At 53.6% G+C, this 25,806-nt stretch carries 23 protein-coding genes; 18 read left to right on the plus strand and 5 right to left on the minus strand.

Features of this window, described 5'->3' with window-relative positions; all coding sequences use genetic code 11:
* Positions 1–21 precede the first annotated feature (21 nt).
* The 17 genes from HYZ49_05830 to HYZ49_05910 all read left to right on the plus strand — a co-directional run bounded on the left by HYZ49_05830 (position 22) and on the right by HYZ49_05910 (position 21,750).
* Positions 22–1,407, plus strand: coding sequence for a VWA domain-containing protein (locus HYZ49_05830; protein ID MBI3241797.1), 1,386 nt, complete (start codon positions 22–24; stop codon positions 1,405–1,407).
* A 247-nt stretch (positions 1,408–1,654) separates the two neighbouring features.
* Positions 1,655–3,706, plus strand: a complete 2,052-nt coding sequence (locus HYZ49_05835; GenBank protein ID MBI3241798.1) for a hypothetical protein — start codon at positions 1,655–1,657, stop codon at positions 3,704–3,706.
* The gene (locus HYZ49_05840) at positions 3,696–5,387 is read left to right on the plus strand and encodes a trypsin-like peptidase domain-containing protein (protein MBI3241799.1); all 1,692 of its coding nucleotides are present in this window, start codon (positions 3,696–3,698) and stop codon (positions 5,385–5,387) included. Before HYZ49_05835 ends, HYZ49_05840 begins: the two co-directional genes overlap by 11 nt.
* Before the next feature lie 31 nt (positions 5,388–5,418).
* Complete coding sequence (locus HYZ49_05845) at positions 5,419–5,766, plus strand: hypothetical protein (GenBank protein ID MBI3241800.1); 348 nt, start codon at positions 5,419–5,421, stop codon at positions 5,764–5,766.
* Between the two features lie 6 nt (positions 5,767–5,772).
* Positions 5,773–6,489, plus strand: a complete 717-nt coding sequence (locus tag HYZ49_05850; protein ID MBI3241801.1) for a hypothetical protein — start codon at positions 5,773–5,775, stop codon at positions 6,487–6,489.
* A 101-nt stretch (positions 6,490–6,590) separates the two neighbouring features.
* A complete protein-coding gene (locus HYZ49_05855; protein MBI3241802.1) occupies positions 6,591–7,193 on the plus strand; it encodes a hypothetical protein in 603 nt (200 codons plus the stop codon).
* Between the two features lie 95 nt (positions 7,194–7,288).
* Complete coding sequence (locus tag HYZ49_05860; GenBank protein MBI3241803.1) at positions 7,289–8,872, plus strand: Hsp70 family protein; 1,584 nt, start codon at positions 7,289–7,291, stop codon at positions 8,870–8,872.
* 30 nt (positions 8,873–8,902) lie between these two features.
* On the plus strand, positions 8,903–12,025 hold the full coding sequence (locus HYZ49_05865) for an ATP-binding protein (GenBank protein ID MBI3241804.1): 3,123 nt from the start codon (positions 8,903–8,905) through the stop codon (positions 12,023–12,025).
* Positions 12,026–12,043: 18 nt separating this feature from the next.
* On the plus strand, positions 12,044–12,793 hold the full coding sequence (locus HYZ49_05870) for a hypothetical protein (protein MBI3241805.1): 750 nt from the start codon (positions 12,044–12,046) through the stop codon (positions 12,791–12,793).
* A gap of 1 nt (position 12,794) precedes the next feature.
* Complete coding sequence (locus HYZ49_05875; protein ID MBI3241806.1) at positions 12,795–13,247, plus strand: hypothetical protein; 453 nt, start codon at positions 12,795–12,797, stop codon at positions 13,245–13,247.
* 446 nt (positions 13,248–13,693) lie between these two features.
* Positions 13,694–15,109, plus strand: a complete 1,416-nt coding sequence (gene radA / locus HYZ49_05880) for a DNA repair protein RadA (protein MBI3241807.1) — start codon at positions 13,694–13,696, stop codon at positions 15,107–15,109.
* 237 nt (positions 15,110–15,346) lie between these two features.
* Positions 15,347–16,411, plus strand: a complete 1,065-nt coding sequence (locus tag HYZ49_05885; protein MBI3241808.1) for a TRAM domain-containing protein — start codon at positions 15,347–15,349, stop codon at positions 16,409–16,411.
* A gap of 64 nt (positions 16,412–16,475) precedes the next feature.
* Positions 16,476–17,924: a cysteine--tRNA ligase gene (locus tag HYZ49_05890; GenBank protein MBI3241809.1), complete on the plus strand. Its 1,449-nt coding sequence runs from the start codon at positions 16,476–16,478 to the stop codon at positions 17,922–17,924.
* 71 nt (positions 17,925–17,995) lie between these two features.
* Entirely contained in the window at positions 17,996–18,784 is a 789-nt protein-coding gene (gene rlmB, locus HYZ49_05895) for a 23S rRNA (guanosine(2251)-2'-O)-methyltransferase RlmB (protein ID MBI3241810.1), read from the plus strand.
* Positions 18,781–18,963 carry a hypothetical protein gene (locus tag HYZ49_05900; GenBank protein MBI3241811.1) on the plus strand — a complete coding sequence of 61 codons (183 nt, stop codon included), beginning with the start codon at positions 18,781–18,783 and terminating at the stop codon, positions 18,961–18,963. Before rlmB ends, HYZ49_05900 begins: the two co-directional genes overlap by 4 nt.
* A 192-nt stretch (positions 18,964–19,155) precedes the next feature.
* On the plus strand, positions 19,156–20,184 hold the full coding sequence (locus HYZ49_05905; protein ID MBI3241812.1) for a copper oxidase: 1,029 nt from the start codon (positions 19,156–19,158) through the stop codon (positions 20,182–20,184).
* Between the two features lie 90 nt (positions 20,185–20,274).
* Complete coding sequence (locus tag HYZ49_05910; GenBank protein ID MBI3241813.1) at positions 20,275–21,750, plus strand: LysM peptidoglycan-binding domain-containing protein; 1,476 nt, start codon at positions 20,275–20,277, stop codon at positions 21,748–21,750.
* Between the two features lie 38 nt (positions 21,751–21,788).
* On the opposite strand, the gene HYZ49_05915 is transcribed toward HYZ49_05910, so the two are convergent.
* The 5 genes from HYZ49_05915 to HYZ49_05935 all read right to left on the minus strand — a co-directional run bounded on the left by HYZ49_05915 (position 21,789) and on the right by HYZ49_05935 (position 24,877).
* The gene (locus HYZ49_05915) at positions 21,789–22,415 is read right to left on the minus strand and encodes an SCO family protein (GenBank protein ID MBI3241814.1); all 627 of its coding nucleotides are present in this window, start codon (positions 22,413–22,415) and stop codon (positions 21,789–21,791) included.
* Between the two features lie 218 nt (positions 22,416–22,633).
* Complete coding sequence (locus HYZ49_05920; protein ID MBI3241815.1) at positions 22,634–23,542, minus strand: DMT family transporter; 909 nt, start codon at positions 23,540–23,542, stop codon at positions 22,634–22,636.
* Positions 23,539–24,057, minus strand: coding sequence for an Lrp/AsnC family transcriptional regulator (locus tag HYZ49_05925; protein ID MBI3241816.1), 519 nt, complete (start codon positions 24,055–24,057; stop codon positions 23,539–23,541). The genes HYZ49_05920 and HYZ49_05925 overlap by 4 nt, the downstream gene beginning before the upstream one ends.
* Position 24,058: 1 nt before the next feature.
* Positions 24,059–24,205: a hypothetical protein gene (locus HYZ49_05930; protein ID MBI3241817.1), complete on the minus strand. Its 147-nt coding sequence runs from the start codon at positions 24,203–24,205 to the stop codon at positions 24,059–24,061.
* A gap of 186 nt (positions 24,206–24,391) precedes the next feature.
* Positions 24,392–24,877 (minus strand): adenosine-specific kinase, encoded by a 486-nt coding sequence (locus HYZ49_05935; protein MBI3241818.1) that lies wholly within the window; start codon positions 24,875–24,877, stop codon positions 24,392–24,394.
* 248 nt (positions 24,878–25,125) lie between these two features.
* Here HYZ49_05935 and npdG point away from each other — a divergent pair, with 248 nt between their 5' ends.
* Positions 25,126–25,800: an NADPH-dependent F420 reductase gene (npdG, locus tag HYZ49_05940; protein MBI3241819.1), complete on the plus strand. Its 675-nt coding sequence runs from the start codon at positions 25,126–25,128 to the stop codon at positions 25,798–25,800.
* The last annotated feature ends 6 nt before the right edge of the window (positions 25,801–25,806 follow it).

Here is a 25,806-nt window from a genome sequence, read left to right on the forward strand (position 1 = left end):
TTGACACTAAAAGGGACATGCATGAAACTCTCGCCGCGCAACCGGATGCTCATTAGACTCATCAGCCTGTGGGTCTTGCTGGCCCACGCGCTTGGTCTGTCCGGTTCGTCTCCTGTTGCGCGTGCGCAAACTGAAACTTCAACGTCTTCACTCGACCTAGTGCTGTTAATTGACAGCTCTACTAGCATGCTCGACAGCGACCGGGCCGGCCTGCGCGTGGACGCTGCTGTTTTCCTGCTGGAATTCATACAGGAGGTCGCCGGGGTGCAGGGCCTTTCAGTTCGTTTTGCGGCGGCGAACTTTGGCGGTGAAAGCGTGACGGATGCGGTTGCGCTGCGCCCCCTGCAAGGAGATGCCGCCCAGAACGCCATTCGCCTGCGTGCTGACAGCGAGTCCACCCTGTTTGCGCCGGCGCTCAATTTCGCCATTGATCAACTGCAAGACACCGGAGACTCGCAGAAGGTGGTGATCCTCTTCACCGACGGCCTGCCCGAAGGCGAAGCGGTGACTCAGGCAGGGGCTTACTTTACGACTGAAATGAGTCCGCGCCTCGACTCTTTGCAACAATCGGGGGCGCAGGTTTTTGTCGTGGCTCTGCGCAACGACAAGACTGTTCAAGTCGAAGATTTGTGGATCCAGGCCATTTCCGCCGCCCGCTATCGTGTCATTGATCAGAATACAGACCTGGTCGGCGCTTTCCGCGATTTGTTCGCCGGCATCCTCGGCCTGCGCCCGGGCGAAGCGCAGACAGCCGCGCCCGGCGCTTCGCAAACAATCAAGTTGGAGCCTTACCTGGAACAGGCGGTGATCTCGGTTTTCAAGAGCGGTCCGTCTGTTTCACTGCGCCTGATCGATCCTAATCAGACTGAAATCCCTCCAACACGTCGCACCGATCAGCATGAGATTTTCGCCCTGACCGCTCCACAAGGCGGAGAATGGAAGCTGGGTGCGACTGGCGGTGCTGCCACCATTTGGGTGGATCGCCGCCTGCCCACGCTTACCCTCGAAGGGCCAACCGAACCGCAAGCGCTCGGCCAACCGCTAACGTTCACCGGCCGATTGCTCCGTCTTAACCAGTCAATCAGCAAATCGTCTCTTGAACTTAGCTTGTCTATTGCAGGGCCTGAGAATCAACTCTTTCCGGCTCTGGTCATGGATCGTTTTGCAGATCGTTACTCGGCGGAATTTACCGGGGCGCTGGCAGAGGGCGTTTACACCGTGACCCTTTCGGCCCGTAGCGGCGGCGAGCCGGTTCTGGCCGAGTCAAGTGCTTTGACCGTTGGCGTTTTTCTCGTGCCATCCATCCGGGGGTTTGAGATTGCCGGGGACACGGTCGTGGGTCAAACCATTTGCGTGTGTATAAGCAATTTCAACGGGCACGAAGCCAGTCAGAGGATTATAGGCTGAAGTACGAAAGCGAACAGATAGAGCGAACCAAATTAGAAGGACTCAAAGCCATATTTGACGACGAAGCGCGGAAACAATTTGAAAAATACCGGCAAGCCAAAGACGAAATTCAAAAGGGGCTACAAGAGTCCAAAACTCCTGAAGAAATATCAAATCAAACAGATAGGTTGATTGAGTCTGCCGCGAAAGTCAGCGAACGGGTCGAAGAGACTCTAACGGCTGAGGTCGGGCAAACAATCAAGGATGCATGCTTGGCTTTAAGAGAAAAGGATCTGCGCAAGACCTTATCAAGGAGATTTACGATGAGGTTTTGCTGTGGGGAAACAACATCGGGATTCTTGAACATCTATCAAAACATGACCACTATCCAATTTCGTCAATCATAGAGATGGTAAGCGCCGCTTACCGCAACCCCGGCTTGGAGGCATACCAAAATGTTTATTTGGCAAGTGGCTGGCTCACGAATCTACCTGAAGAGCAGAACAGCTTGCGTAAAGTATACGAATTGCTGATTAACTTGGAGAAAGAAGCCAACGTCCGGGAAAAGGCTATTCAACTCATAGCCGAAACCTACAACAAACTTGACAAAGCGGCTATCCCTTCTAGTCTCAGGGTTCTCGTTGAAAAGGCTCATCAATGTCTGGAGCAAAACACAAGCAAAGTCGAGGCGGTAGACGCGCTCCGGGCCGCTCTTCTTGAGGAAGATAAAGAGAATAATAGCACGCTTAACAATCTACCCGAGGCGAGCGCGCTCCTGGATTACTTCAAGCGACTTGAGAAACGTCAGGATGCAAAAATAACCAAACCACTCGAATTGGCAATTTCGACCAGATCCACATTAGATATATCGTATAGCGATGAAAGAATCTCCGCCTCTGACGGAACCTATTCCTTGAGGTTATCAGTGCTCATCGAAAACAGGGATGACACATATGCGGCCAACGACTTGGTGATTCGGGACAACGGCCCTCTAATACCGCCCATTTTCAGGTTTGGTGGCAACGAAGAAAAGCGAGAGATAAAGTTGAGTGCTATCAAACCTGGGGGAATGCTGGTTGGAAAGATCATTTACAAGTATGAAACAGATCAGGATCCAACCTGCCAACTTGTCACCAACTATGACTCGACTCCTCGGACTTTGATCGCGCCTGAGAAAACTATTGATGTGCCTTCTGAAAAATATCCTGTCCCCGAGCCCTATAAGTATGATTCGGTAGCCAAAAAGGTTAGCGAAGGTGGGGTCGTATTCCTGAAAGGCCCACCGTTTTCGGGGCGCACAAGAATTCTGGAAGCGATAAAGGAAGTCAAAGATGCACGAATTCACCGCTTGGGACGAAAAACCAGTCGTCAACACAGTGGCGATGAAGAGATCAAATCCTTACTGGGCTCAATACGGGATGCTAAGGGTCCAGGGGCAGTTTTAATCGACAATGCTGAGGTGTTGGAGGAAGAAGACGAGAATAACAAGGATGCTTTTATCTTGTATTTGTCGCGAGCAGTGCGAGAAGGGTGCATTGTCGTTATTGCGCAGGGCATCAACGACACCTGGGATCGACCCATTAGAAACGCTCTGCCGGGCGCACTCGAGCGCGTGTCTTTCGAGTCAATATACGTTGGGCCTTGCAACGAAGGAGAGTGTCTTCAGTGGGTAGCTAAATATTTGCCCCGGGAAATGTCAACATTGGCGCGGAAATCAATGTGGCTCTTCTCCGGCGGCAGTCTTGGGGTGCTGGATGAACTCTGCAGTGCCTTGAAGGACTCGCCCGAAAAAATATATACCGATCGTGTCAAAGATGTGCTGGTAGACGTAGCCCTTGAGTGTGGTCAAGCATGGTGTAACGATGGTGTGCTTACGCCCATTGACCAACGGCTACTATCCGTGCTTGCAGGTGACGATTTTACCGACCAGAATAGTTGGACTACTGGCTTAAGTCGGCAGGATATTGCAGATAGCTCTCAATTCTCATTGGTTAATTCTCAGAGTTTGTGGCTAGAGGGTGGTTTATTGAACAAGCTTGCCTTGCAGTACCCGGATCATTTTTCGCACACCGACAACACTCGCCATGAATACGTCCGAAAAATTACCGATCGACTGGAGCGACTTTGGCAACTAGGCGTATTTTGGTATGGAGAACAGTCGGAAAACAGGCAATACTCTACTAAGCCCAGGCGTGTATTTTGGCGGATGGGGTGGTTATATGTGTTCGCGCGTAGCATATATAAGATGCCGTTTGAGTCTGAGATTGAGGCGCGAAAATCCGGCGCTGGCAATACTAATGAGGTGGCTGATGAAATCTAATATGTGGACGCTAAACGACTGCGAATGGGAATTTATCGGAGCACACAAAAATGGTTCGCGCTGTTCGCCAGTTGATGTTATTGTGGAGAAGCTGAAAAAGGATAACGACAAGACCCATTTTCACTTAATCGGATGCCCTTATATTGGCAAGTCATCTGTTGTCAGTTATGCTCTGACAAAAGTCAACCAAGAGAGCGGAACCGCTGGCCAGATAGGACTCACATGTGCTAAGAAGTGGTTGTTCTTTTACTTTGAAGAGCCTTCTGGGAAAGATGTCGACATTGTTGAAATTGCGAAGAGGAACCTTGTAGAATGGTGGTGTGACAATTTGGGCTCTGAAGAATACCAAAGCCTATGTAGCGACTTTGCTGCTAAGAATTGGGAGGGCGCGTTCGACTACAATAATCCTGGTTCTCCATGGTACCGATTTTTGATGAATGCTCGCGAGCACAAACTGGTGTTTCTTTTCGAAATTAGTAATCAGAGCTCGTTTAACAATGTTATTAATCTTATCAATGGAACAAAGCTATTCAAAGAAAAGGTTAAGGATGGTACATGGCGGATTATTATCGAGACTCCCCTTGAGGTAAAGCTCAACCCAAGCGTTCTGCAAACCCGACAAATATCGATTGGCTTGCTTGATGAAGCAGAGGCCAGGGGTGTTGCTAATGTTGCTAGCACGCTTGTAAAAACTAAAGATGAGACTTCTCCCGACGATGCCACCAAGATCAAGATCGCGGAGGAGATTCTTAGATGGGCTGGATATCATCCCTATTTGTTGCGTTTAGTGTGCAAAGCTTTCAAGCGCTGGCCGTCGGAATACCACTTCATTGGTATAGAGGCCCAGTTGCTTAAATATGATGAAGAGCATAACGGGATACTCGGCGATATTGCAAAGAGGCTCGTTGATCAATGCCCAATCGGGACGAACTCTGAACTGATGCCTAGTGGAAAGACGGCAGAGGTTCTTAGGATATTTCCATCGTCTGAAAATGCTCAAAAGGCCTATATTCAAGCAAAACAAAAGCGAATGTTGGTTGCTGTGTATGATAAGGACAATAATCAAGAAGGAAATGGTCTCCTTATACACCGAGACGGCAAATGGTATGTCGCCACTTGCAAACATATTACTGACAAGATTTTTGGGGCAGATGCGTCTCCGTCGAAAGACAAACTCATCAATATCAAATACAGATGGCCGCCTGATGAGATTGAGTACATTGACCTTGTTGCAGCTTTCGTCTATGTACACGCGGAGCATGACATTGCTATCCTGGCATGTACGGATCACAACATTTTTTCTGTGTTGCATGAGGATCTGTTGGCTAAAATACCCCGCACAATTCTGACTTATGGAATGCCATTGGACATCAGATATCACTGGGAAACATTGTTTCACCACAATCAGGTCAAGTTTAAAGAGGGCGACGAAAATCTTATCTATCAGAATGCAAACACGGATAATGGTTCCAGCGGGGCAGGTGTCTTCTGTGATGATGGGCTTGTTGGCATGCACTGGAGAGGCCCCGATCCGAGCATGGGCCAAAAACCTGAGATTGCAACACCACCAGCCGAGAAAAACGCAATTGCTAAAATGGAAGGAGATGCACTTAGTGCGAAACTGATTTTGAAGCATCTTGATAAGCATCTTGATAAGCATCGTGCTACAGAAACTCGATAAAGCCAATTGTCTTACGGAGGTCGCTATGCCTATGCTTGAATACAAATCAGGTGATGGAAATTCAATCTGGATTGAGGTGCCCCAACAGACATACTCTGTGCTTCAGTCGCGAAGCAATGAACCCCCGCCACCTCAACCACTAAAACCTGGTTTTTTAGATGTAGTCAAAACCAACATCATCATTTTGCGCGAAAAAATTGATGAACTCGATCTGTTCCAGCGCCCTCGAGAAGTAGAGGTCGAGTTGAGTCTGAAATTCAATGCCGAAGCCGGAGTTTGGGGGCTGGCTGCGACCGGGGTGGAGTCGGGCTATGTTGTCAAGCTCAAGTGGGTTCATGAGGCCGAAAAACCGAAACTTGGTGACAAGCCAAAATCTTAGAGATTGATGTTAGGCCTGCTTCTCCACCTGTTCATTGCCGGGCTAACCGCCTTAGGCTCAATCGTTGCCGGGCGTGGCACCTCTTACAGAACCCGCCATGTCTTGGCGCATTTGCCTGGCATTTGGGGGGTAGTTGGGGCCTATTTGCTGCTTAGTTGGGTTGAACTGGCGCCGTGGGAGTTCCTCAACAGCGGTCTGCTCGACGGCTTGATGGGCGGATTGTTCGATGTCTTTCCGATTCTCTCCTTCATTATCAATAGCCGATGGATCGCATGGTTAGGGCCTGTCTTTAACACGCTGAGCCTGCTTGCCAACCTCAATGGTTTGCTGGCGGTGATGTTTGAACTCAATTTGGATTTTGCCCAACGTTTCATGCTGATTTTGCCAGGGTTGGTTGCGCTCGCGTCACTCGTAGCGAGCATTACAGCGGCCTTCCTTCCGGTAGCATGGCGCAGCCGGCTTGGCTTCGCTCAAACCATTTCTGCGGGCATGGCGCTGTTAGGGCTAATCTTCAATCTCAACGCCCTGGATGCTTGGGGCAGTCGTGGCCGGCTCGCCACCGGTCTGGTTGCTCTGCTCACAAACGCCCAGGTTGGCATTGGCCCGTACTTCGCGATGTTAGGGTTGATTGGCTTGATGGTGTCTGGCCTCTGGCAAGCATCTCACTCGTCATCCGAATCATCAGATGGTTCGGCAGGATTTAGCAGCGACTTATTTGAGTAATCATCGACTCTTCTCCAACCCAAATGTCAGAGCCTGATTTTTCACCACCCCCCCGTTCAATTACACCTGGCCCAATCGAATTGGGATTGGCGGGCGTCAGCTTGCCGATCGTGATCGGCTTTCTAGGGCCGTGGGTTAGCCCACAATCCCCTACTTTTTATACAGAAAATCTCGGCTGGATGGATGGTTCGCTAGTGGCGCTGTTTCGGCCACTTTTAGAAGCACTGGGGTGTGTGACCGGCTGTAACTTCAGCACGCTTATCAGCGCTTCGCCGTGGAGTGCTGTTGCCGCCGCACTGGCGCGCGGCGAGAGCCTGTTCGCCTGGCAATTCCTCATCGGGACGTTCCCTGTTACGCTGTGGTTATGGTCATTAGCTTTGTCTTATCCGTTGGCAGTGCTGCTGGTCCTGGTTCGGATAGTCATACACCGACACTCATTTGCCCGACTCTTGGATGCCTTCCTGGCTGGGGTATCGGGCGTCAGCCTGTTGCTCAGTATCTTTCAGTTCCACGCCCTCGACACTCTCGGATACTCCTCAGATTTTGTGTTGTGCCTGATTGCTACACTGGCAGGCAGTCATCAGGGTTGGGGGATAATGCTTGGATTTCTTGGACACTCAACTCTGGCAACTATAGCCATTATCGGCCTGGTGAGAGGAGGGCTTTCCCGCCAAAGCGGGATAGAAGCTCTTGACGAAATTTAAGCTTCAAGCCACCTCCCCTACGATCCCTTTCATTTCTTTGCAGTTGCTTTATTACTTCTAAGTCATTTGTTGACGATATAACAGGATGATCCGTTATGGCTCTCACTAAATTTATTGGGTTAGACCTTGGGAATACTTATGCCCGCCTGGCATATACCTCTGGTATGGCAGGTATTCAGAAACCAGAGGACTTGACACCACCTCAATTGCAGGTTTTCGGGGTGCATTCTCGCACATATGTTGAATCGATCGCAAGAATAGACACTATGCCTCCGCAAACTGTGGATAGCGAGGAAGTTATTCGCTTAATAGAGGCCACGTCTGACATATTGCTCTGCGATCGCCCAATGTTAGGTGTTGAACAGCACGATTTGAATTCCCAACGGTCGATTACGGCAATTGGCGCAACGCTTGCGGAGCGCTTGCGAACACATTTTCGCGTCGTTGGTAAGCTTTCCAATGCATTCCAAATTTCGGCTGGAATTCCTGCAAACTGGCCAGCAAATAGCCAGGAAGCGCAATTGCTAGCAGCAAGTTTAAGCAGTGGATTCGGCCAAGTAATGCTTTATCCAGACGCGCTGGCAGCAGTCTTGTGTATGTTATACAAGGAAAATATACAATTATTAGATCAATCACAATCATGGCTTGTGATGGATGTGGGTGGGGCAACTACACGCTTGACAATGGTGCATAAACCTCTTGGGGATGCCAACTTGGAAATTAAGAAATCGCTCTCATTAGTTTGGGGAGGCAATCACCTTGATGAACAACTTTATCGTGATTGGTGGCTTCCGGCTTATTGGAAAGATGCAAATGAACCTGATCCAAATCGCCGCAAGGCAATTTTATTGCTCCTAAAGGAGTTAAAAGAAAGCTTGTCAAAAACACGCAACACTGTACATTCTGACTTTCATCGTTTGGGCCTTGAAGAACCAATTCAATTGTCAACACAGATTTTTGAAGGCGTGTGTCGACCAGCTATTCAGGAGTTTTACGCTTTGCTTGAATCGAATCCGGTAATCGAGTTGGAGAAAGAACCTATTGAGCGCGTTGTTTTGATAGGTGGAAGCGCCCACTGGCCGTTTGTTTTGGAAGCTACTCAACAAAAATGGGGTCGCGATAAAGTTTTTCTCCCAGATCAACCCGATTTGGCCGTGGTCTTCGGCCTGTCTTTAGCCCAAAGTGGTTTTAAGCCGCCACTTACAAGGGTAAGCGAATCTGCCGTGAAAATTGAAAACACGACAGATATTGGCACAGTGCCTTCGAAAGAGGATGGTAAACCGCCACCTCTTTTGCCTCCCCCAGTTCCGCCAGAGACGTTAAGGCAAGATAGGCGCGCCAAAGCCAGGAAAACAATCCGGCTTATGGTGCTTATCGGGGTTGGGGTTGCATTGGCACTGGTCTGGTTGCCTTTTGGGTCATGGCCATTTCTCATGGCAATTGAAGTTTATATGATGCTTGAAATTGCGAAGAGCTATGGCTACAAATATACGGATGGTTTGATTATCCTACTTGTCATCGGGCTACTGGCCTTGTCTATTGGCCTTTCGACCGCGCTTGCTCCTTTCACGGAGACGCTGTTTTGTTTGGTTAAACCGGTGATTGCCGGGCTTGTCATCTGGGGCATGGGTGAAGGCACCATTGCGATCCTTGATTGGGATTCAACCCGGCAACATTAAACCATGTCATTGGAAATAGGAGGCAGCACGATGGCCGCAGATTCTGAAGAAACGACCTTCGCCCTTCAAACCTTAACCCCTGAAGCGGTTGATGAGCTTGTAAACCGGCGTTTACCGGCCTCCCTATTAGACACGCTGGAGCGGCGTTGGTACGAGAGCTTTGACATTCATAAATATCAGATTCAGTCTACTACACCGGCAGCTTTGGAAGCAGAAACACGATTTTTGCAGATTTTTGAGGTTGCATATACTCAAGATGTAGCTCGTAGTTTCCACTTGGCAAACATGCAGAATGTTTTAAGTAGCCTGCGCGACGGGAGCCATTCGCTTGCTTATGTCGCTACAAGTAATGGGGAGCAGGTTAAACTGTTGATGGGGGTACGGCGCTCTCGTCTGGATTCGATCACCCCAACAGACGAGTATATCAATGTTATGCACCGGGCTTTACGAAGCAATTATCCGGGGATTGTTTTGAGCCAGCAGGCGGACGAACAGTACCACGATGTCGATTTTGCCGATTATAAAGTGTGTATCCTTGACCCAATGCAAAAGAGTCATTACCTTGCTGCTATCACTGGCATTCCGTCCTTGCGCCAACAGGAAAACTGGCAAGAAGCGTTTGGCCAAAGCATTGATCGGCTAGTAGATGCATTACGTGGGGAGGCCTATACATTGCTGGTGTTGGCTGAGCCCATTTTGGAAGAGCGCGTGAATCACTTGATTAATCAGGCACGCTTAATTAGCGAACAAGTTCACGCACTTGTGCTTCAATCGCGTTCAATTTCCCGGAGCGAGACCGCGTCAAAACAAACCACTAGAGGGAAATCGGAACAATTTACTTTAGGGACTTCCCAGTTGATCTCAGCAATTTTGTCGGTGTCTGGAAGTGTCAGCAAATCTATATCCGACACGATTGGCTTCACGCGAGGCGTAAGCGCCTCGATAACGCAGGAAAGACTCGATAAAACGGCGCAGTTTTGCGAGCAGCTTTTAGAGCATTATATTAATCGACTGCAATCGGGACGAAGCTTGGGATTTTGGAACACGGGCGTCTTTCTGACAAGTGATGACCGAAATACGTTTTTGCGCGCTCAGTGGATTTCAAGAGCGCTTTTTTCTGGGCAGAACACTTATTTCGAACCTATTCGCATATTAAACTTAGAAAAGAATCTCGAAGTACGCAGAGCTCTCGGTAATTTGCGAATACCCGCCTTGAAAGCCATACCGGGCGAAAACCGTCAATCCATTGAACATCCGTTAGGCCAGGAATATCAAAGTCTGGGGACACCGCTAACTACCGACGAGTTATCAATACTGGTCAGTTTCCCAAACCGAGAAGTTCCAGGCTTGAAGTTGAAGCCAGTGGCAGATTTTAATCTCAATCCCCCCGCTATCAAGGGTACGGAGATTGGCTCATTGCTATATCGTGGAGAAAAGCTCCCATCACGGATCGCCATTTCTTCCAAAAGCTTGACCCGGCACACATTCGTCACCGGCTTGACCGGCTCGGGGAAGACAAACACATGTCTGGCGTTGCTCGCAAATGGCCACCAAAGTCAACAACTGAAGTTCTTAGTTATCGATCCTGCCAAGACGGAATATCGCCTCTTATTGAACTCTCGAAGCCTTGGTAAAGATCTAGTGGTTTTCACGTTAAATGATGAATCGCTTGCACCTTTTCGTCTCAATCCATTTGAGTTTGAACCAGATTTCCCGCTATTAACACATATAGACTTGTTGAAGGCGGTCTTCAATGCTGCGTTTCCAATGTATGCCTCCATGCCTTATCTGCTGGAGGAAGCCATGTTGGCTGTTTACCAAGAGCGCGGGTGGAATATCACGGACTCGACCAATGATCGCTTCAAGCCAAACTCTGGCGAGGATCATCGCACCTATCTACCTAGACTGAGCGATTTGCGCGACAAGATTGATGAGGTCGTCAAAGGTAAGGGCTATGACGAGCGCATAGCTCGTGATCTTACAGCAGCGCTCAAGGCTCGCATTGGCAGTCTGTGTCAGGGCACCAAGGGTCTGATGTTGGACACTCAACGCTCGACACCGTTTCAGGCGCTGCTTGATCGCCCGGTCGTGCTAGAGTTGCGCCGAGTTGGAGACGACGACGAGAAGGCTTTTCTGATGGCGTTGCTATTTATTCGGCTATACGAAGCTTGTCAGACCCGAAAGATTAGCAACGATCTATGCCATGTGACCCTTATTGAAGAAGCGCACCGGCTTCTCCGGAACGTACCTATTTTAGTCTCATCCGAAATTGCCAACACCCGGGGCAAAGCGGTGGAAATGTTCGCTGATATGATGGCTGAGATGCGCGCTTACGGGGAAGGGTTTATCATAGTAGATCAGGTACCAAACAAACTGGTCCCAGATGTGATTAAGGGATCTAATTTGAAGTTTGTACACCGTCTCTTAGCTGATGATGATCGACGTGCTGTTGGCAACGCCATGGGATTGACGTCGGCCCAAATTGAACATTTGTCCCGCCTCACCTTAGGTCAGGCGGTTGTACATAGCGAAGAACTAGGTGAGGCGTGTCTCGTTAAAATCGATTCAGTCGAGGAGCAGCTTATGAATCAACCATCAGGATCAGATCCACATGATAAATCGCACAAGACTGAGGACTTGCTTAGGCAGCACGCCAAAGATTTCGAAGATCAACAGCCGCAGCCGAATGCCACCTCAAAACTGATAGCGTCAGAGCCGGAAGAACATAGACTGGAGAGCCGTTCAACGTCAGTCCCGGCCGTGTCGTCTTCGTTCGGGCCTGGCCATCTCCCATTTCCGTACTGTGTTGGTTGCCTTCCGCTTTGGAAAACAGGGCGTTGTTTATATGGCAAGCAGATCAATGCTTTGCGTTCTGCCAAAGCATGGCGAGAAAAATTCGAGGCACCAATGATCCAAGTCCTTGAAACCAGCGATGACCCTAATGATCTATGGTTACGCCTCGGCCAACTCGGAACACAGTTAATCATCAACAACGAAATTCCTCTAGGTGAAGGTCAAGCCGAGGATGTAGTCTACTGTAACTTAGTCCACATAACAGTGGCCATTGGACATCATCCCGCCGCACGATGGCGTCAGCGACTGGGCAACTACGTCAACATGCTTAGCAGTTTCCACCGGTCGTATCCTGAATGATGACTGGAGTGATTTGTCATGGAAATGGATTTTGCTGCCTTTGATGCTGGATTCGATGCCGGGGATTTTTACGTCGGCGATGTGTATGATGTTGGCTACGACACGGGCCTAGACAACGGTTTCGACACAGATATCGATTATGATGCCGATTTGCTATCCTATAAGTGGGACATTGATGATGGGCAGTATGATGTGGGTGATTACGATGTTGGTGACGTAAACATAGCTGACTATGACGTCGACCGGGGGGATGGCTCCGTTGGTGGCTATGGTAGCTTGACAGACCAAGTTGTTGTTGACGACTCAAAAGAGTCGGAATGGGAGAAAATTGATGTTGATGAGGTGCGGGATATGCTAGGCCGAGATAGTCTGTGGGAAGAAACGCCTTTTAATCGCGGTCGCGACTTTGAGGAACTTGAGGAGGCAAACATTGGAGGAAACTTCCCTACCATCGATGACATCGACTCTGATACTGGGACAGCTACGAGTCTCAAGACACTGGATGTTACCGCTGAAACATACGAAGATACCGGTAAAATGGAAAGCAAAGTGGAGTCATATATCGATGATCTGAGCGACTTTGATGACACTATTTGGCACCAGAATGGAGAGGAAATCGCTGTGTCACGTGACGACATTGACCAGCTTGCGCTAGTGTTAGGCATACCGGCAGGCAAGGCTTCAAACGAGCAAGTCGAGTCGCTGCTGAAACTTGAAGAATATGCATCGAGCAAAGGTGTTCAACTTGTTATTAAGGAGATCCCGTAGAATGACAATATCTCGCCCTCGCATCGCTCACCATATTCAAGTTTACCAAGTGGATGAGCAATATTATGTGACTGGCATGATCCAGCTTTCGAATCTAAGTTGGAAGAGCATGGCTCCCGTTGAGCAAGTATCGAAGAGTGACCTTAAAAGTTTTGAGAAAGCTATTGAGGTGGCGCGAATGAGGAGTCGGCCCCTGGTTAAAGATTCGCCCGATCACGAATCGAATAGACTCTGGGACGGTAATGGTGGGATGGTCTGGAAAAACACATCAAAACTATGGTCGATTCGTTGGTATATCGATGGAACCGTATTGATAGCGCCGTACAGTAAGATGCGGCCTCTTGACGATCCTGAACTGGCGGACGGTTCCGGTTGGCGTCGAAACCGTGATGCAGAGGAAGTGTTGGGGCCTCCGGTAACCACATCTGCTATTGTTCAAAGATTGATGGAGTGAATAATTGTTGCTTTAGACAAAGGTGAGCAAGAAGCCGCGACAAGCTCGGTATCTCTTGTTTTGTTCAGCACGAGGTTATGGAAAACTGGAATGGAATCAATCCATTCGCCGACGACTTTATCCTGGAGACTTGGGCATAAGTAAACAACTTACTTTAAGACAAACATCATTTCGTCCTTGACTTCCTCTCGGAAAATGTTATAACAGGCGCACTGGAAATGTAAAATTACATCAACGATGTTGGCTTAGCACAAGGGTTCATTTATCGCGGGGATTGTTCAACACCCGTCGGGTCCGCTTCGCGTAAAAGAATTCGTTTGTGCCTCTAAGCCGACATCTACAACTGTCGGCTTTGGCGTTTAGCTGACACCCCTCTCTTCACCACTTCCACCCTCAATTGCAATCTCTGCCATTCTGCGCTTTAATCGCGTTGGAAAGGTTGTGCTATGCCAAAAACCAAAACCCAATGGATCTGCCAGAATTGTGGCCGGACAACGCTGCGCGAGATGGGCAAGTGCCCTCAATGCGGCGAGTTCAACACAATGGTTGAGACGATCGTGGCCGAGCCGGCCAAAGGGGCCGACCGCCGGCCGCTGGGCGTGGCCGCCTCACGCCCGCTCAAGCTCTCAGAAATCGAGGGAGATGCCGAGGCCCGGCTTCCTCTGCCTATGGACGAATTCGCCAGGGTGCTGGGCGGCGGCATCGTGCCCGGCTCGGTGGTGCTGGTGGGCGGCGACCCGGGAATTGGCAAAAGCACTTTGCTCTTGCAAGTGGCGACCATCATGGCTGAGATCGCCGGGCCGGTGTTGTATGTTTCAGGCGAAGAGTCGGCGCGGCAGATTAAGATGCGGGCTTTGCGATTGGCGCAAAGCAGTGACAGCCAAAAGACGGCGGCCCTTTCTGAGAATCTATACCTGGTCACCGAGACCAACGTTGACCTCATCCTCTCCCACGTGGAGGCGGTCAACCCGAAGTTGTTGATCGTGGACTCGATCCAGACGACTTACACAGGCGAGATCGGTTCGGCGGCGGGATCGGTGAGCCAGGTGCGCGAGTGCGCCATGCGCCTGACCAGTTCGGCCAAAGGCAACGGCTATGCCGTCTTCCTGATCGGCCACGTGACGAAGGAAGGGACGATTGCCGGGCCGCGCGTGCTGGAGCACATCGTGGACACGGTGCTGTATCTCGAAGGCGATCGGTATCAGTCATATCGCCTGCTTCGCGGGGTGAAGAATCGTTTTGGGCCTACGTCCGAAGTTGGCGTGTTTGAGATGCGGGGCAATGGCATGGTGGAAGTGTTGAATCCGTCCGAGGCGTTTTTGGCCGAACGGATGGTGAACGCGCCCGGTTCGGCCATTGCCGTGACGATGGAGGGGACGCGGCCTTTGCTGGTGGAAGTGCAGGCCCTCACCAGCCCGACGGCGTTTGGCAACCCGCGCCGCACGCCCAACGGCGTGGATTTCAACCGCCTCCTGCTCATCACCGCCGTGCTTGCCCGGCGTATTGGCCTCAAGTTATTCGACCAGGATGTGTTTGTGAACGTGATTGGCGGGTTGCAAGTGGAAGAGCCGGCGGTTGATCTGGCCGTGGCCATGGCGATTGCCTCGTCGGTGCGCGACTTGCCTGTTCCGGCAGACCTGGCTCTGGTGGGTGAAATTGGCCTGTCGGGGGAATTGCGGGCGGTGGGGCAACTCACGGCCCGATTAAAAGAGGCGGCCAAACTTGGGTTCCGCCGGGCCATCATCCCCAAAACCGTGCGCCGGGGCGAGCCGTTTCCGGACGGGATCGAAATCATTCAAGCCCGTTCGGCCCACGAAGCCATTGATGTTGCGCTTGGCCGGCCAAAGCGGAATGATGATTAAGTACGTGCAAGGCCAAAAATTTTGACTTTTGTTGGGCGGTATGTTAAGATTAGCCCACAGACAGCAGTTTCATTTATTTTTATTATTCCTCTGCCTGTCTACCTGGCCTTGTTTTGTGTTGATTGTGTAGTTTGTAGAACTTTATTTTCTTCTTTGCACGTCAAAACAAAACTTTTCATCTTGGGTGAGACCCTCAGGCCGGGTACTCACCTTTTTGTTTGTTAGGCGGGATTCATCATGAGCGTCGAATTTGTTTTCAGAATTATTGGAATGTTTGCTCTGGGCATCGGCGGCGGCTTTCTCGGCTTTTCGGTGGCCGAATTTTTTGGCTTGTCGCGCGACTTCTGGGCAGTGGTGTTCGCCGCAGTGGGAGCGTTAACCGGGCTGGTGGCGACTCCCTATCTGACCACCCGCCCGGCTCGCTGGCTGCGCAACCAGATCGGGTTGTTGCCGACACGAGTGCTGGTGGCCGGGATGGCCGGGTTGATTGTGGGCCTGGGCGTTGCGGCGCTGGTGTCGGTGCCGCTCTCTTTGCTTCCCGCGCCTCTGGGCCGCGTTTTGCCTTTTGTGGCCGTGCTGTTGTTTAGCTGGTTGAGCATTTCAGTTTTTGTGATGCGCCAGCACGACATCTTTACCCTCTTCCGTGACCGCCTGCCAGCCCAACACAACGAAGAAGACGCCGCCGGCGGAACACCCTCCGCAGGGGCGGCCAGCATTTTGCTCGACACCAGCGTGATCATTGACGGGCGCATCGCCGACGTGAGCCAGACCGGCTTCATCTCCGCCCCGATGCTGGTGCCGCGCTTCATTCTCAATGAGCTTCAGCACATCGCCGATTCGTCGGACGTGTTGCGCCGCAATCGCGGGCGGCGCGGGCTGGACATCCTCAACCGCCTGCAAAAAGAATCAGTCGTGCCGGTGCGCATCACCGACATGAACGTGGAAGGTGTACGCGAAGCCGACGACAAGCTGGTCATCCTGGCCAAGCAACTCCACAGCGCCATCCTCACCACCGATTACAATCTCAACAAAGTCGCCGGCATCCAGGGCGTCACCGTCCTCAACATCAACGACCTGGCCAACGCCGTCAAAGCCGTCGTCCTGCCCGGCGAAAGTATGACGGTGAAAGTGATTCAGGAAGGCAAAGAGCAGGGGCAGGGCGTGGGCTACCTGGATGACGGCACGATGGTGGTGGTGGAAGACGGTCGCCGCCTCATGAACCAGAATGTAGACCTCATCGTCACCAAAGTCTTGCAAACCGCCGCCGGGCGGATGATTTTTGCCAAGCCGGATCGTTCGTAATAACCAATTACCAATAACCAATTTTGTGTAATTGGTAATTGGTAATTGGTTATTAGTTATTGTTATGCCTCTTATCATCTACAACACCCTCACTCGCAAAAAAGAAGAATTCAAACCGCTGGTCGAAGGCCGGGTGCGTATGTATGTCTGCGGCCCGACGGTGTACGACTATTCGCACATCGGCCACGCCAAAACCTACGTGGCCTTCGACACGGTTGTGCGCTACCTGCGCTGGCGCGGCTTCAACGTCCGCTACGTGCAAAACATCACCGACGTCGGCCACCTGCTCGACAGCGGCGAAGACCGCATCCTCAAAGGCGCGGCCCGCGAGCGCGTGGAGCCGATGGAAATTGTGGAGAAGTACGCCCGCGCCTACTTTGAAGACATGGACGCCCTCGGCGTCCAGCGCCCCGACATCTCGCCCCGCGCCAGCGCCCACGTGCCGGAGCAGATCGAGATGATCAAGACCCTCATCGAAAAGGGCAACGCCTACGAAGCGGACGGCTCGGTGTACTTCGACGTCTCGTCGTTCAAGGACTACGGCAAACTCTCCGGGCGCAAAGTGGAAGAATTGGAAGAAGGCACGCGCGAGCAGGTGCGAAGCGACAAGCGCCACCCCGAAGATTTTGCCCTCTGGAAGAAAGCCGCGCCCGAACATATTTTGCGCTGGGCCAGCCCCTGGGGCTGGGGCTTCCCCGGCTGGCACATCGAATGCTCGGCCATGTCGGCCAAGTACCTCGGCGAAACGTTCGACATTCACGGCGGCGGCGTGGACAACATCTTTCCGCACAACGAATGTGAAGTAGCCCAGAGCGAAGCCGCCAACGGCCAGCCCTTTGCCAACTACTGGATGCTCACCGGCTCACTCACCGTCGAAGGCGTGAAGATGAGCAAGAGCCTGGGCAACTTCGTCACCGTCAAGGACATCCTCAAAAAATACCGCCCCGAGGCCGTGCGCTTCTTCATCCTCACCGGCCACTATCGCGGGCCGATTGATTTTTCGGACGAGGCCCTGGAAGCGGCCAGCAAAGGCTGGGAGCGACTCGCGGCCCCGGCGCTGACGGCGCGACAACGACTCCGCGCCCCCGGCCTTGCCGGTGAAACCGACTCTGGGGTGGAGGCCGCCATTGCCGACGCCCGCGCCGCTTTCGTCACCGCGATGGACGACGACTTCAACACCGCCGCCGCCCTGGCCGGGCTGTTCGAGTTCAACAAGATCGTCAACACCCTGCTCAACGCCGACACATCCCCTGCGCGCGGATCGCTCGAAGCCATTGACGCCTTCTATCGCGAAGTTGGCGGGCAGGTGCTGGGCGTCATTCCAGAGGCGGCTTCATCTTCCAGCGACGCCAACGCTGAGCGCGAAGCCGGCCTCATCCAGTTTCTCATCGAACTTCGGGCCGAAGCCCGCAAGCGCAAAGACTTTGCCACGGGCGACGCCATTCGCAAACGCCTGGCCGAGTTGGGCGTGACGCTTGAAGATGGCAAAGATGGAACAACCTGGAAAATCTAAATCCCAAACCCCAAGACCAAAATTCAAAACGTTGATGTTGGGATTTTGGAAATTGGGATTTGGGATTTTCCATGAGTGAGTTTCTCTACCGCCGCAACGTCGTCCTCGAAACCCTGCGCGCCGGGCGGCGCGACCTGCGACGACTATTCGTCGCCGACGATGCCGACCAGGACTCTCTGCGCGAAGTGCTGGCCGAAGCCAAAAAGCGCAACCTCAAAACGGATCGCAAGCCCCGCAAAGACCTGAACGTTATCAGCCACGGCGACAACCACCAGGGCGTCGCCCTCGAAGTCGGCCCTTATCCTTACGCCGACTTCGACGAGGTGTTGGCCCGCGCCGAGTCGGCAGGCGAGCAACCGCTGTTGCTGTTGCTCGATCAGGTGCAAGACCCGGCCAACGTAGGCCGCCTGCTTCGCACTGCCGAAGCCTGCGGCGTGCATGGCGTGCTGATGCCCGACAAAGGTAGCGGCGAGATCACGCCCGCCGTCGTCACCGCCTCGATGGGCGCGAGTGAACACATGCTGGTGACTCGCGTGGGCAATCTGGCGCGCACGATTGATTTGCTCAAGAAGTCGGACGTTTGGATCGCCGGCCTCGACCTGGCGCCCGATTCGCAAACGCTGGGGCAGGTTGACCTCAACCGGGCGCTGGCGATTGTGGTGGGCAACGAAGGCAGCGGCCTGCGGCGGCTGGTGCGCGAGAAGTGCGATTTGCTCATTCGCCTGCCTATGCGCGGTCACGTTCAATCCCTCAACGCCGCCGTCGCCGGTTCCATTGTGCTTTACGCCGCCTGGCAAGCGAGAGGGTTTGTGAGTGAAAAGTCGGGGTCACCGGCTGGAACTGATTCGACGGCACGGTGAAGTTTTCTGAGGTCAAGCAGTTCGACATCGCTCAACTGACCACCGCCAGCCGCCCCTACAAAACCTTCCAGCTTTTCGCTCTCCTCAAAAACGATACCCGCATCACCCTGGCCGTTGATCCCAAAGAAGCCGAAATCCGCCGCGCTCTGAGACTCGCCAGAGAGCATCTCCACAACTGAGTCGGCCAAAACCTGGAATAAGGCCATGTGGTCGTGGACGAGAGTCGATCACGGCTTCTTTACGACTCCCTGAAGAATGTCACAGGATGGACGGTACATCTGGCACTACGACCTTTAACCTGAATCGGTAGAATGGCGGCTATTCAAATAGAAATTACCCACTTCGATTCACTTTCAAAGGAGAGACCTTCAATGCAATTCGACAATCTTTCACGCCGCAATTTTCTCAAAGTCGCCGGACTGGCCGGGGCCGCCGCCGGTATTTCGGCTTGCGCCGGCTCGGCGCCCGTGCCGCCCACCGCCACCAATGTTACGGCGCACGTGGAAAGCACCCAGTCTCAGGGCGAGACCGCCGAGGAGATGGACAATAAACACAAGGAACGGGTTGATGTTTTCCTGGCCGGCATCGGCAAAGACCCCAGCTTCTGGGGCGCGAAGCTGCCGTTCACCGAAGTGGACGGCTTCAAAGTTTTTGAAGTGACATGCAAAGATGTAAAGTGGGAGATCGAACCGGGCAAGAGCATTGATGCTATGGCTTACAATGGCATCGTCCCCGGCCCGGAGATTCGCATCACCGAGGGCGACAAAGTGCGAGTGGTGGTGAAGAATGAGATGGTGCAAAGCACGGCTATTCACTTTCACGGCGTGCTGGTTCCCAATTCAATGGATGGCGTGCCTTTCGTCACTCAGCCGCCGATCAAAAATGGCGAGACGTTTACCTACGAGTTCACCGCCCGCAACCCCGGCTCGCACATGTATCACTCGCACCACAACGCCGCCGAGCAGGTGACCAAAGGCTTGATAGCGCCGTTTATCATCGAGCCGAAAGACAGGAGCGCCGATCCGGACTATGACGCCGAGTATACGATGGTACTCAACGACACCGGCATTGGCCTGACTATTAACGGCAAGTCGTTCCCTTACACCCAGCCCATCGTCGCCAAACTGGGTGACAGGATTCGAATTCGCTACATGAACGAAGGCCTGCTCATCCATCCAATGCACTTGCACGGTCTGCCACAGCAGGTGTTTTCCAAGGATGGCTGGAATTTGGCTAATCCTTACATGTGCGACACGCTCAACGTCGCGCCCGGCGAACGCTATGATGTGCTCGTAGATTGCACCGAAGCAGGCGCGTGGGCCTTCCACTGCCACATCCTCACTCATGCCGAGTCGGCGGCAGGCATGTTTGGCATGGTGACGGCGCTGGTAGTGCAGTAACCGGCGCAAATCCCGACGTATTACGTGTTGCGTATTTCGTAAACTTCTTCAACGGAATACGCAATATGTTTATGGTATATTCCGGCGCGTATGCGTTTGCTCGCGCCGGTTTTGATTCTTGCCTTGTTGCTGATCTCGTGCAACGGAGGGGCCGCAACGCCGCCGGCGGCAACCCTGCCCCCGCCGCCGACTCAGGCTCTGCCCACCGAACACGCCCCCCAACCGTTGGCCGCCACCCCGTTGCCGACTCGCGTCCGCTGGCAGTTTGGCGAGGTGTTGCCTTACACCGTCCAGCCGGGCGACACATTGATCGCCCTGGCCGCGCACTTCAACACCTCGCCCGAAGCCGTTCAACAACTCAACCCCGATTTTGATTTTGCAACTTACGGCACGCTACCGCCCGGCCAGGCCCTGACTCTGCCCGCTTATTATGCGCCGCTGATCGGCACGCCCTATCACCTCATCCCCGACAGCGAGTTGGTAGCAAGCGCGAGCCAGAAACATTTCTCGGCTAAAGCAACCATTTTGGAGTACAACGGCTTCCTCAGCCGCTACTCGGAATATGCCGAAGAGGAGACGCGGCCCAGTTGGGAGATCGTCGAGCGCGTGGCGCGCGATTATTCAATCAGCCCGCGCCTGTTGCTGGCCCTCGTCGAGTATCGCTCCGGCGCGCTCACTCAGCCGGGGGTGTCCGATTTCACTTATCCACTCGGACATCGCGACCCTTTGCAGACCGGTTTGCACAAGCAGTTGGTGTGGGCGGCAGAGCAGTTGACCCGCGGCTACTATGGCTGGCGGAGCGGCGAACGGGTGGAAGTGAGCCTGGCTGACGGGCACGTAGAGCGCCTCGACTTTTGGCAGAACGCGGGCACGGCGGCCCTGCACACGCTCTTCGGGGCGTTGATGGACTCGGAAGAATTTACAGTGGCGGTTTCCCCGGACGGATTTGGCGCGGCCTATCACAAGTTATTCGGCGATCCATTCATGAATGAAATCACCATCATCCCCGCCAACCTGCAACAGCCCGACCTGGCCCTGCCGTTTTTGGTTGGCAAAATTTGGAGTTACACCGGCGGGCCACACCCGGTTTGGGGTGACAACACACCCTGGGGCGCGCTGGACTTTGCCCCGCCGGCGGTAACGGGCGGGTGCGGTTACTCGACGGAGTGGGTGACGGCGGTGGGCGACGGCCTGATCACGCGCAGCAGCGAGTCGGCGGTGGTGCTGGACTTGGACGGCGATGGCGACGACCGCACCGGCTGGGTGATGTTTTATTACCACATGGGAAGCGACGACCTGGCGGCAGCCGGGTCGGTGGTGAAGACCGGCGATATGCTAGGTCACCCGTCGTGTGAAGGGGGCCGGGCCACCGGCACGCACGTCCACGTGGCCCGGCGCTACAACGGCGAGTGGATGCCGGTGGATGGCCCGATGCCGTTTGTGTTGAGCGGCTGGATGGCCCACGTAGCTGACGAACCTTACAAAGGCACGCTCACTTACGACTTCCCGGCCTTGAAGATCGAAGCCTGCACTTGCGTGACGGCGAACAATTCGCTGTCGCGTTAGAAAAAGAAACCCTGCCACCAGAAATCTCGCAATGAGTTTCATTCATCCTTCTGTGAACTGCGAGAGATCAAGTAATTGAGATCGCTGACAATCTCCTGTGAACGAACGCCAAAAGGAAAGGTGAGCCGCAGGCGGAACTGAGGATCGATCAAGTACACGTAAGCCGAGTGGCTCACCAGATAACCAGCCGCTGAAACCGATATTTTCTTTTCGTATTTAACGCCGTAGGCTTGCGCCGCCGCCGCCACCTCGTCCGGCGAGCCGGTCAGCCCGATGAAGTCGGCTCCAAAATGGGCTACGTAACGTTTCAAAATGTCGGCGCTGTCGCGCTCCGGGTCCAGCGTCACAAAAACCACTCGCACCTGTTCGGCCTGGGCCGGGCTGAGCGCCTCCTTCACCTGCCGCAAATTCGCCAGCGTGGCCGGGCACACATCCGGGCAGGAGGTATAACCGTAAGACAGCAGAATCCATTGGCCGCGTAAATCGTCGAGCGAAAAAATTTGCCCGTCGCCGTTGGTGAGGGTGAAATTAGCGGCGACGGCAGGCGGGCTGGCGGCCACACCAGAAAACGTGTGAGCATTTTTCAGCGTCAGCCAGGCGGCGGCGCCGCCAACCGCGACCAGCAGAACGAGGCCGGCAATGATGATCCACTTGCTTAGCCTCATAAGATGCTCCTGCCTGGATAAATTTGGAGTTGTGATCAAAAAGTCGGTATGCTTCATAAGCAAAGTAATCTCTATCCGGTCGGAATACTCCCAAACTTTATCCGATGAGACCGAGACTGCTCAGTGATGGAAATCATGTTTTGCTGGTGACAAATCACTGGCCCAAATAAAAAAGCCTCTCACCAGTCTGGTGAGAGGCTTTTGATGGAAACCCCGGCTCAATCGGCGGCCGGGGCAACCGCCACTTGTTTGACGAACAGCTTCATATTCAGAACGACGATGCCCCCGGCCACCAAAAGCGTGCCGGCGATCAGCCGCCAGTCGGCCACTTCTTTGAGAAAGACGATACCAAGAATCACGCCGATGACGGGAAAAACGTAGGTGACCACCGAAGCCCGGGTCGGCCCCCAGGCGTTGATCAAATAGAAGAATAGCAAGTAAGCCACGCACGAGCCTAAAACGCCCAGCCAGGCCACGGCGAGCCAGGTGAGCGGCAGGGCCGGGAATCGCAGTGGCGACTCGGCGACTGGGGTGACGATCCACAACATCACGTCGGCGATGAGCAGGATCATGGTGGACTGAACCACCGGCGGCTGGCCCCGGAGATATTTGCGCGAGAAGGTGATGGCGGTGGCGTAGCAAATCGAGGCGGCGATCACGGCCAGTTGTCCGAAAAGATTGCCGTGAATCCCTTGCGGCCCGATGTCCCGGCTTACCAGCACTACCACGCCGATGAAGCCGATGACCAGGCCGGCGATGCGGGCCGGGGTGATCTTTTCGTCGCCCAACCAGAAATGGGCGATGACGATGGTGAACAGCGGCACGGTTCCGTTGAGAATGGAAGCCAGCCCCGAGTCAATTTTGGTTTCGCCCCACGAGATGAGGACGAAAGGAACGGCGGTGTTGAAAACGCCCATGAACAGGAAGGCCAGCAGAACGCGGCGGTCACGTGGAAATGATTGTCGTTGCAAGCTCAACACGACGATTAGACCGAGAAGGCCGAAGAGCAGGCGCAGGGCAACAAGCATGAACGGCCCAATCTCATACACGGCTACTTTTATCCATAAAAACGATGAGCCCCAGATGAGGCCCAGCAGGGCGAAGGCGATCCATTCCTTGAGTTTCATTTACCGTTCCTTTGTTTGCGAGTTGTCGTTTCAGGCTTGGCTTCTGCCGGCGCGCCCAGCACGTTGAGCGCCCCGTCTTCTTTGATGGCGGCCAGGGCGATCATGGTCACACTGCGCGTCACCGTCAGGCGCGAGCGAATGCGGTTGAGCAAGGCGTGCAAGTCGCCTGGGTCGCCCACCCTGGTTTTGAGGATGAAGCAGTCTTCGCCGGCTACGTTGTACAACTCCAGCACGTCGGGGTCGTCGCTGACGGCTTCGATGCCGGGGCCGTATTTTTCATCAGTGGCGGCCGTGAGTCGAATGAAGGCCGTCATTGTTTTGCCAAGGGCGGCCGGATCGACGCGGACGGTGTAGCCGCCGATCACGCCTCGCTGTTCGAGTTTGCGGACGCGCTCGAACACCGAGGGCGCGGTGAGGCCCACTTCGGCGGCGATGGCGGCGTTGGTCATGCGCGCATCGCGCTGGAGCAAATCCAATATTTTACGATCGGTGTCGTCCAGTGCAACAGTTGGCATATTAGCGAAACAGCAGGCATAGCAGGAAAGCGATCACCGGGATGGCGAGCCAAATCAGTTCGCCAAATGGCGTGCCGCTGTAGGCCGCTAGAACAGGCCGTTGAGTATAAGGATGGTCGTTGAATTTAGGATAACGTGAGACGTTCATTGTAAACTTGCCTTTCTTTGATAAACCCCTGCCAGCTTCAGCCTGTTATTTTAAGACAAATTCCACATTTGTCAATTTATAATTAGTGCTATCGTGATTTTCCCTAAGAATCTTCGTCTTTTTAACCGAAACACCCTTCTGGGCGATTCCCGGAAGGGTGTTTCCTTGCAGGAGTTCATTGCAGGGCTATGACTTGTAGCCGATCTGCCGCAGGAAGCCTTTGCGCCAGGCAATGTCCTCGTCGCCTTCAATGCCTTTGGGCGAGAACCCGTCCACCACGCCGAGAATGCCCCGGCCTTGATCGGTTTTGGCGATGACGACCTCCACCGGGTTGGCCGTCGCGCAGAAAACGCCGCATATCTCAGGCACGGCCTTGATCGTGTTCAGGACGTTGATCGGGTAAAAGCCATCGCCCAGAAAAATGATGAAGCTGTGTCCGGCGCCCACAGTTTGGGCGTTCCGGCGAGCCAGTTCGATCATCGCCTCGTCCGTCCCCGTCCAGCGAATCAAACACTTGCCCGAGGCTTCACAGAACGCCAGCCCGAATTTGATCCCCGGCACGGCGTTAACCAGCGCCTCGTGAATGTCCTCGACGGTTTTGATGAAGTGCGACTGGCCGAGGATGAAGTTGATGGTTTCCGGTTTTTCGATCTTGACAGTTGAGAGTTCCATGGGTGTGCCTCCTTGTGATAGACCCAAGTATATTCGACTTGTTGTTTGGCAGTGACACAATTGTCGAATTTGATTATAGAATCAGGCAGTAAATTGCCCGAAAGCGCGTCTTCGGCGTAAACCAAAGAAGCGTTTTTGTTTGACGGGCTAAGTTGTGCAATTGTACAATGTCCCTGCCCAGGAGTTGTGGTTTAAGACAAGCGCGAGATGTTGTCCTTGGGTAAATTGCTTTATGATAGGGACAGGCAATCCCTCACAGGAGACACACATTGACGACAATCGCTATCCTCGGTGGCACCGGCCACGAAGGCTTTGGGCTTGGAGCGCGCTGGGCCAGAGCCGGGCACACCATCATCATCGGCTCGCGCGCGGCGGAGAAGGCCGAGGCCGCGGCCAATGAACTCAACGCGCAACTCGGCGCGAACAGCGTTCGCGGCCTTGAAAACCCGGCGGCGGCTCAGGCGGCGGAGATTGTGGTGATCGCCGTCCCGTACTCGGCCCACGCTCCCACCCTCGAAAGCGTGCGCGAGGCCGTGCAGGGTAAAATCTTTGTGGATGTGACCGTGCCCCTCGTCCCGCCCAAAGTGTCACGGGTGCAAATGCCTGCCGCTGGGTCGGCCAGCCAGGAAGCGCAGAACTTGCTTGGTCCCAATGTCAAAGTGGTGACAGCTTTCCAGAGCATCTCTGCCGAACATCTCAAAGACCCTGACCGCGCAATTGATTGCGATGTGCTGGTGTGCGGCGATGATAAAGAGGCGAAGGCAGTGGTGATCGGGTTGGCCGCCGATGCCGGAATGAAGGCCTGGGACGCCGGGCCGCTCGCCAACGCCGTGGTGGTCGAGGGCCTCACTTCAGTCCTCATCGGCCTTAATCAGAAACACAAAGTCAAATCGTCGGGCATCAAAATCACCGGCATCAACTAATCCTAC

The organism is Chloroflexota bacterium (assembly GCA_016197225.1).
Classification (GTDB): domain Bacteria; phylum Chloroflexota; class Anaerolineae; order Anaerolineales; family VGOW01; genus VGOW01.

What these genes read in the sequence shown, in the direction of transcription:
- HYZ49_05830 (MBI3241797.1), top strand. Translation starts at nt 22, where the DNA reads ATGAAACTCTCGCCGCGCAACCGGATGCTCATTAGACTCATCAGCCTG.
- HYZ49_05835 (MBI3241798.1), top strand. Translation starts at nt 1,655, where the DNA reads ATGCTTGGCTTTAAGAGAAAAGGATCTGCGCAAGACCTTATCAAGGAG.
- HYZ49_05840 (MBI3241799.1), top strand. Translation starts at nt 3,696, where the DNA reads ATGAAATCTAATATGTGGACGCTAAACGACTGCGAATGGGAATTTATC.
- HYZ49_05845 (MBI3241800.1), top strand. Translation starts at nt 5,419, where the DNA reads ATGCTTGAATACAAATCAGGTGATGGAAATTCAATCTGGATTGAGGTG.
- HYZ49_05850 (MBI3241801.1), top strand. Translation starts at nt 5,773, where the DNA reads ATGTTAGGCCTGCTTCTCCACCTGTTCATTGCCGGGCTAACCGCCTTA.
- HYZ49_05860 (MBI3241803.1), top strand. Translation starts at nt 7,289, where the DNA reads ATGGCTCTCACTAAATTTATTGGGTTAGACCTTGGGAATACTTATGCC.
- HYZ49_05865 (MBI3241804.1), top strand. Translation starts at nt 8,903, where the DNA reads ATGGCCGCAGATTCTGAAGAAACGACCTTCGCCCTTCAAACCTTAACC.
- HYZ49_05870 (MBI3241805.1), top strand. Translation starts at nt 12,044, where the DNA reads ATGGAAATGGATTTTGCTGCCTTTGATGCTGGATTCGATGCCGGGGAT.
- HYZ49_05875 (MBI3241806.1), top strand. Translation starts at nt 12,795, where the DNA reads ATGACAATATCTCGCCCTCGCATCGCTCACCATATTCAAGTTTACCAA.
- radA (MBI3241807.1), top strand. Translation starts at nt 13,694, where the DNA reads ATGCCAAAAACCAAAACCCAATGGATCTGCCAGAATTGTGGCCGGACA.
- HYZ49_05885 (MBI3241808.1), top strand. Translation starts at nt 15,347, where the DNA reads ATGAGCGTCGAATTTGTTTTCAGAATTATTGGAATGTTTGCTCTGGGC.
- HYZ49_05890 (MBI3241809.1), top strand. Translation starts at nt 16,476, where the DNA reads ATGCCTCTTATCATCTACAACACCCTCACTCGCAAAAAAGAAGAATTC.
- rlmB (MBI3241810.1), top strand. Translation starts at nt 17,996, where the DNA reads ATGAGTGAGTTTCTCTACCGCCGCAACGTCGTCCTCGAAACCCTGCGC.
- HYZ49_05905 (MBI3241812.1), top strand. Translation starts at nt 19,156, where the DNA reads ATGCAATTCGACAATCTTTCACGCCGCAATTTTCTCAAAGTCGCCGGA.
- HYZ49_05910 (MBI3241813.1), top strand. Translation starts at nt 20,275, where the DNA reads ATGCGTTTGCTCGCGCCGGTTTTGATTCTTGCCTTGTTGCTGATCTCG.
- HYZ49_05915 (MBI3241814.1), bottom strand. Translation starts at nt 22,415, where the DNA reads ATGAGGCTAAGCAAGTGGATCATCATTGCCGGCCTCGTTCTGCTGGTC.
- HYZ49_05920 (MBI3241815.1), bottom strand. Translation starts at nt 23,542, where the DNA reads ATGAAACTCAAGGAATGGATCGCCTTCGCCCTGCTGGGCCTCATCTGG.
- HYZ49_05925 (MBI3241816.1), bottom strand. Translation starts at nt 24,057, where the DNA reads ATGCCAACTGTTGCACTGGACGACACCGATCGTAAAATATTGGATTTG.
- HYZ49_05930 (MBI3241817.1), bottom strand. Translation starts at nt 24,205, where the DNA reads ATGAACGTCTCACGTTATCCTAAATTCAACGACCATCCTTATACTCAA.
- HYZ49_05935 (MBI3241818.1), bottom strand. Translation starts at nt 24,877, where the DNA reads ATGGAACTCTCAACTGTCAAGATCGAAAAACCGGAAACCATCAACTTC.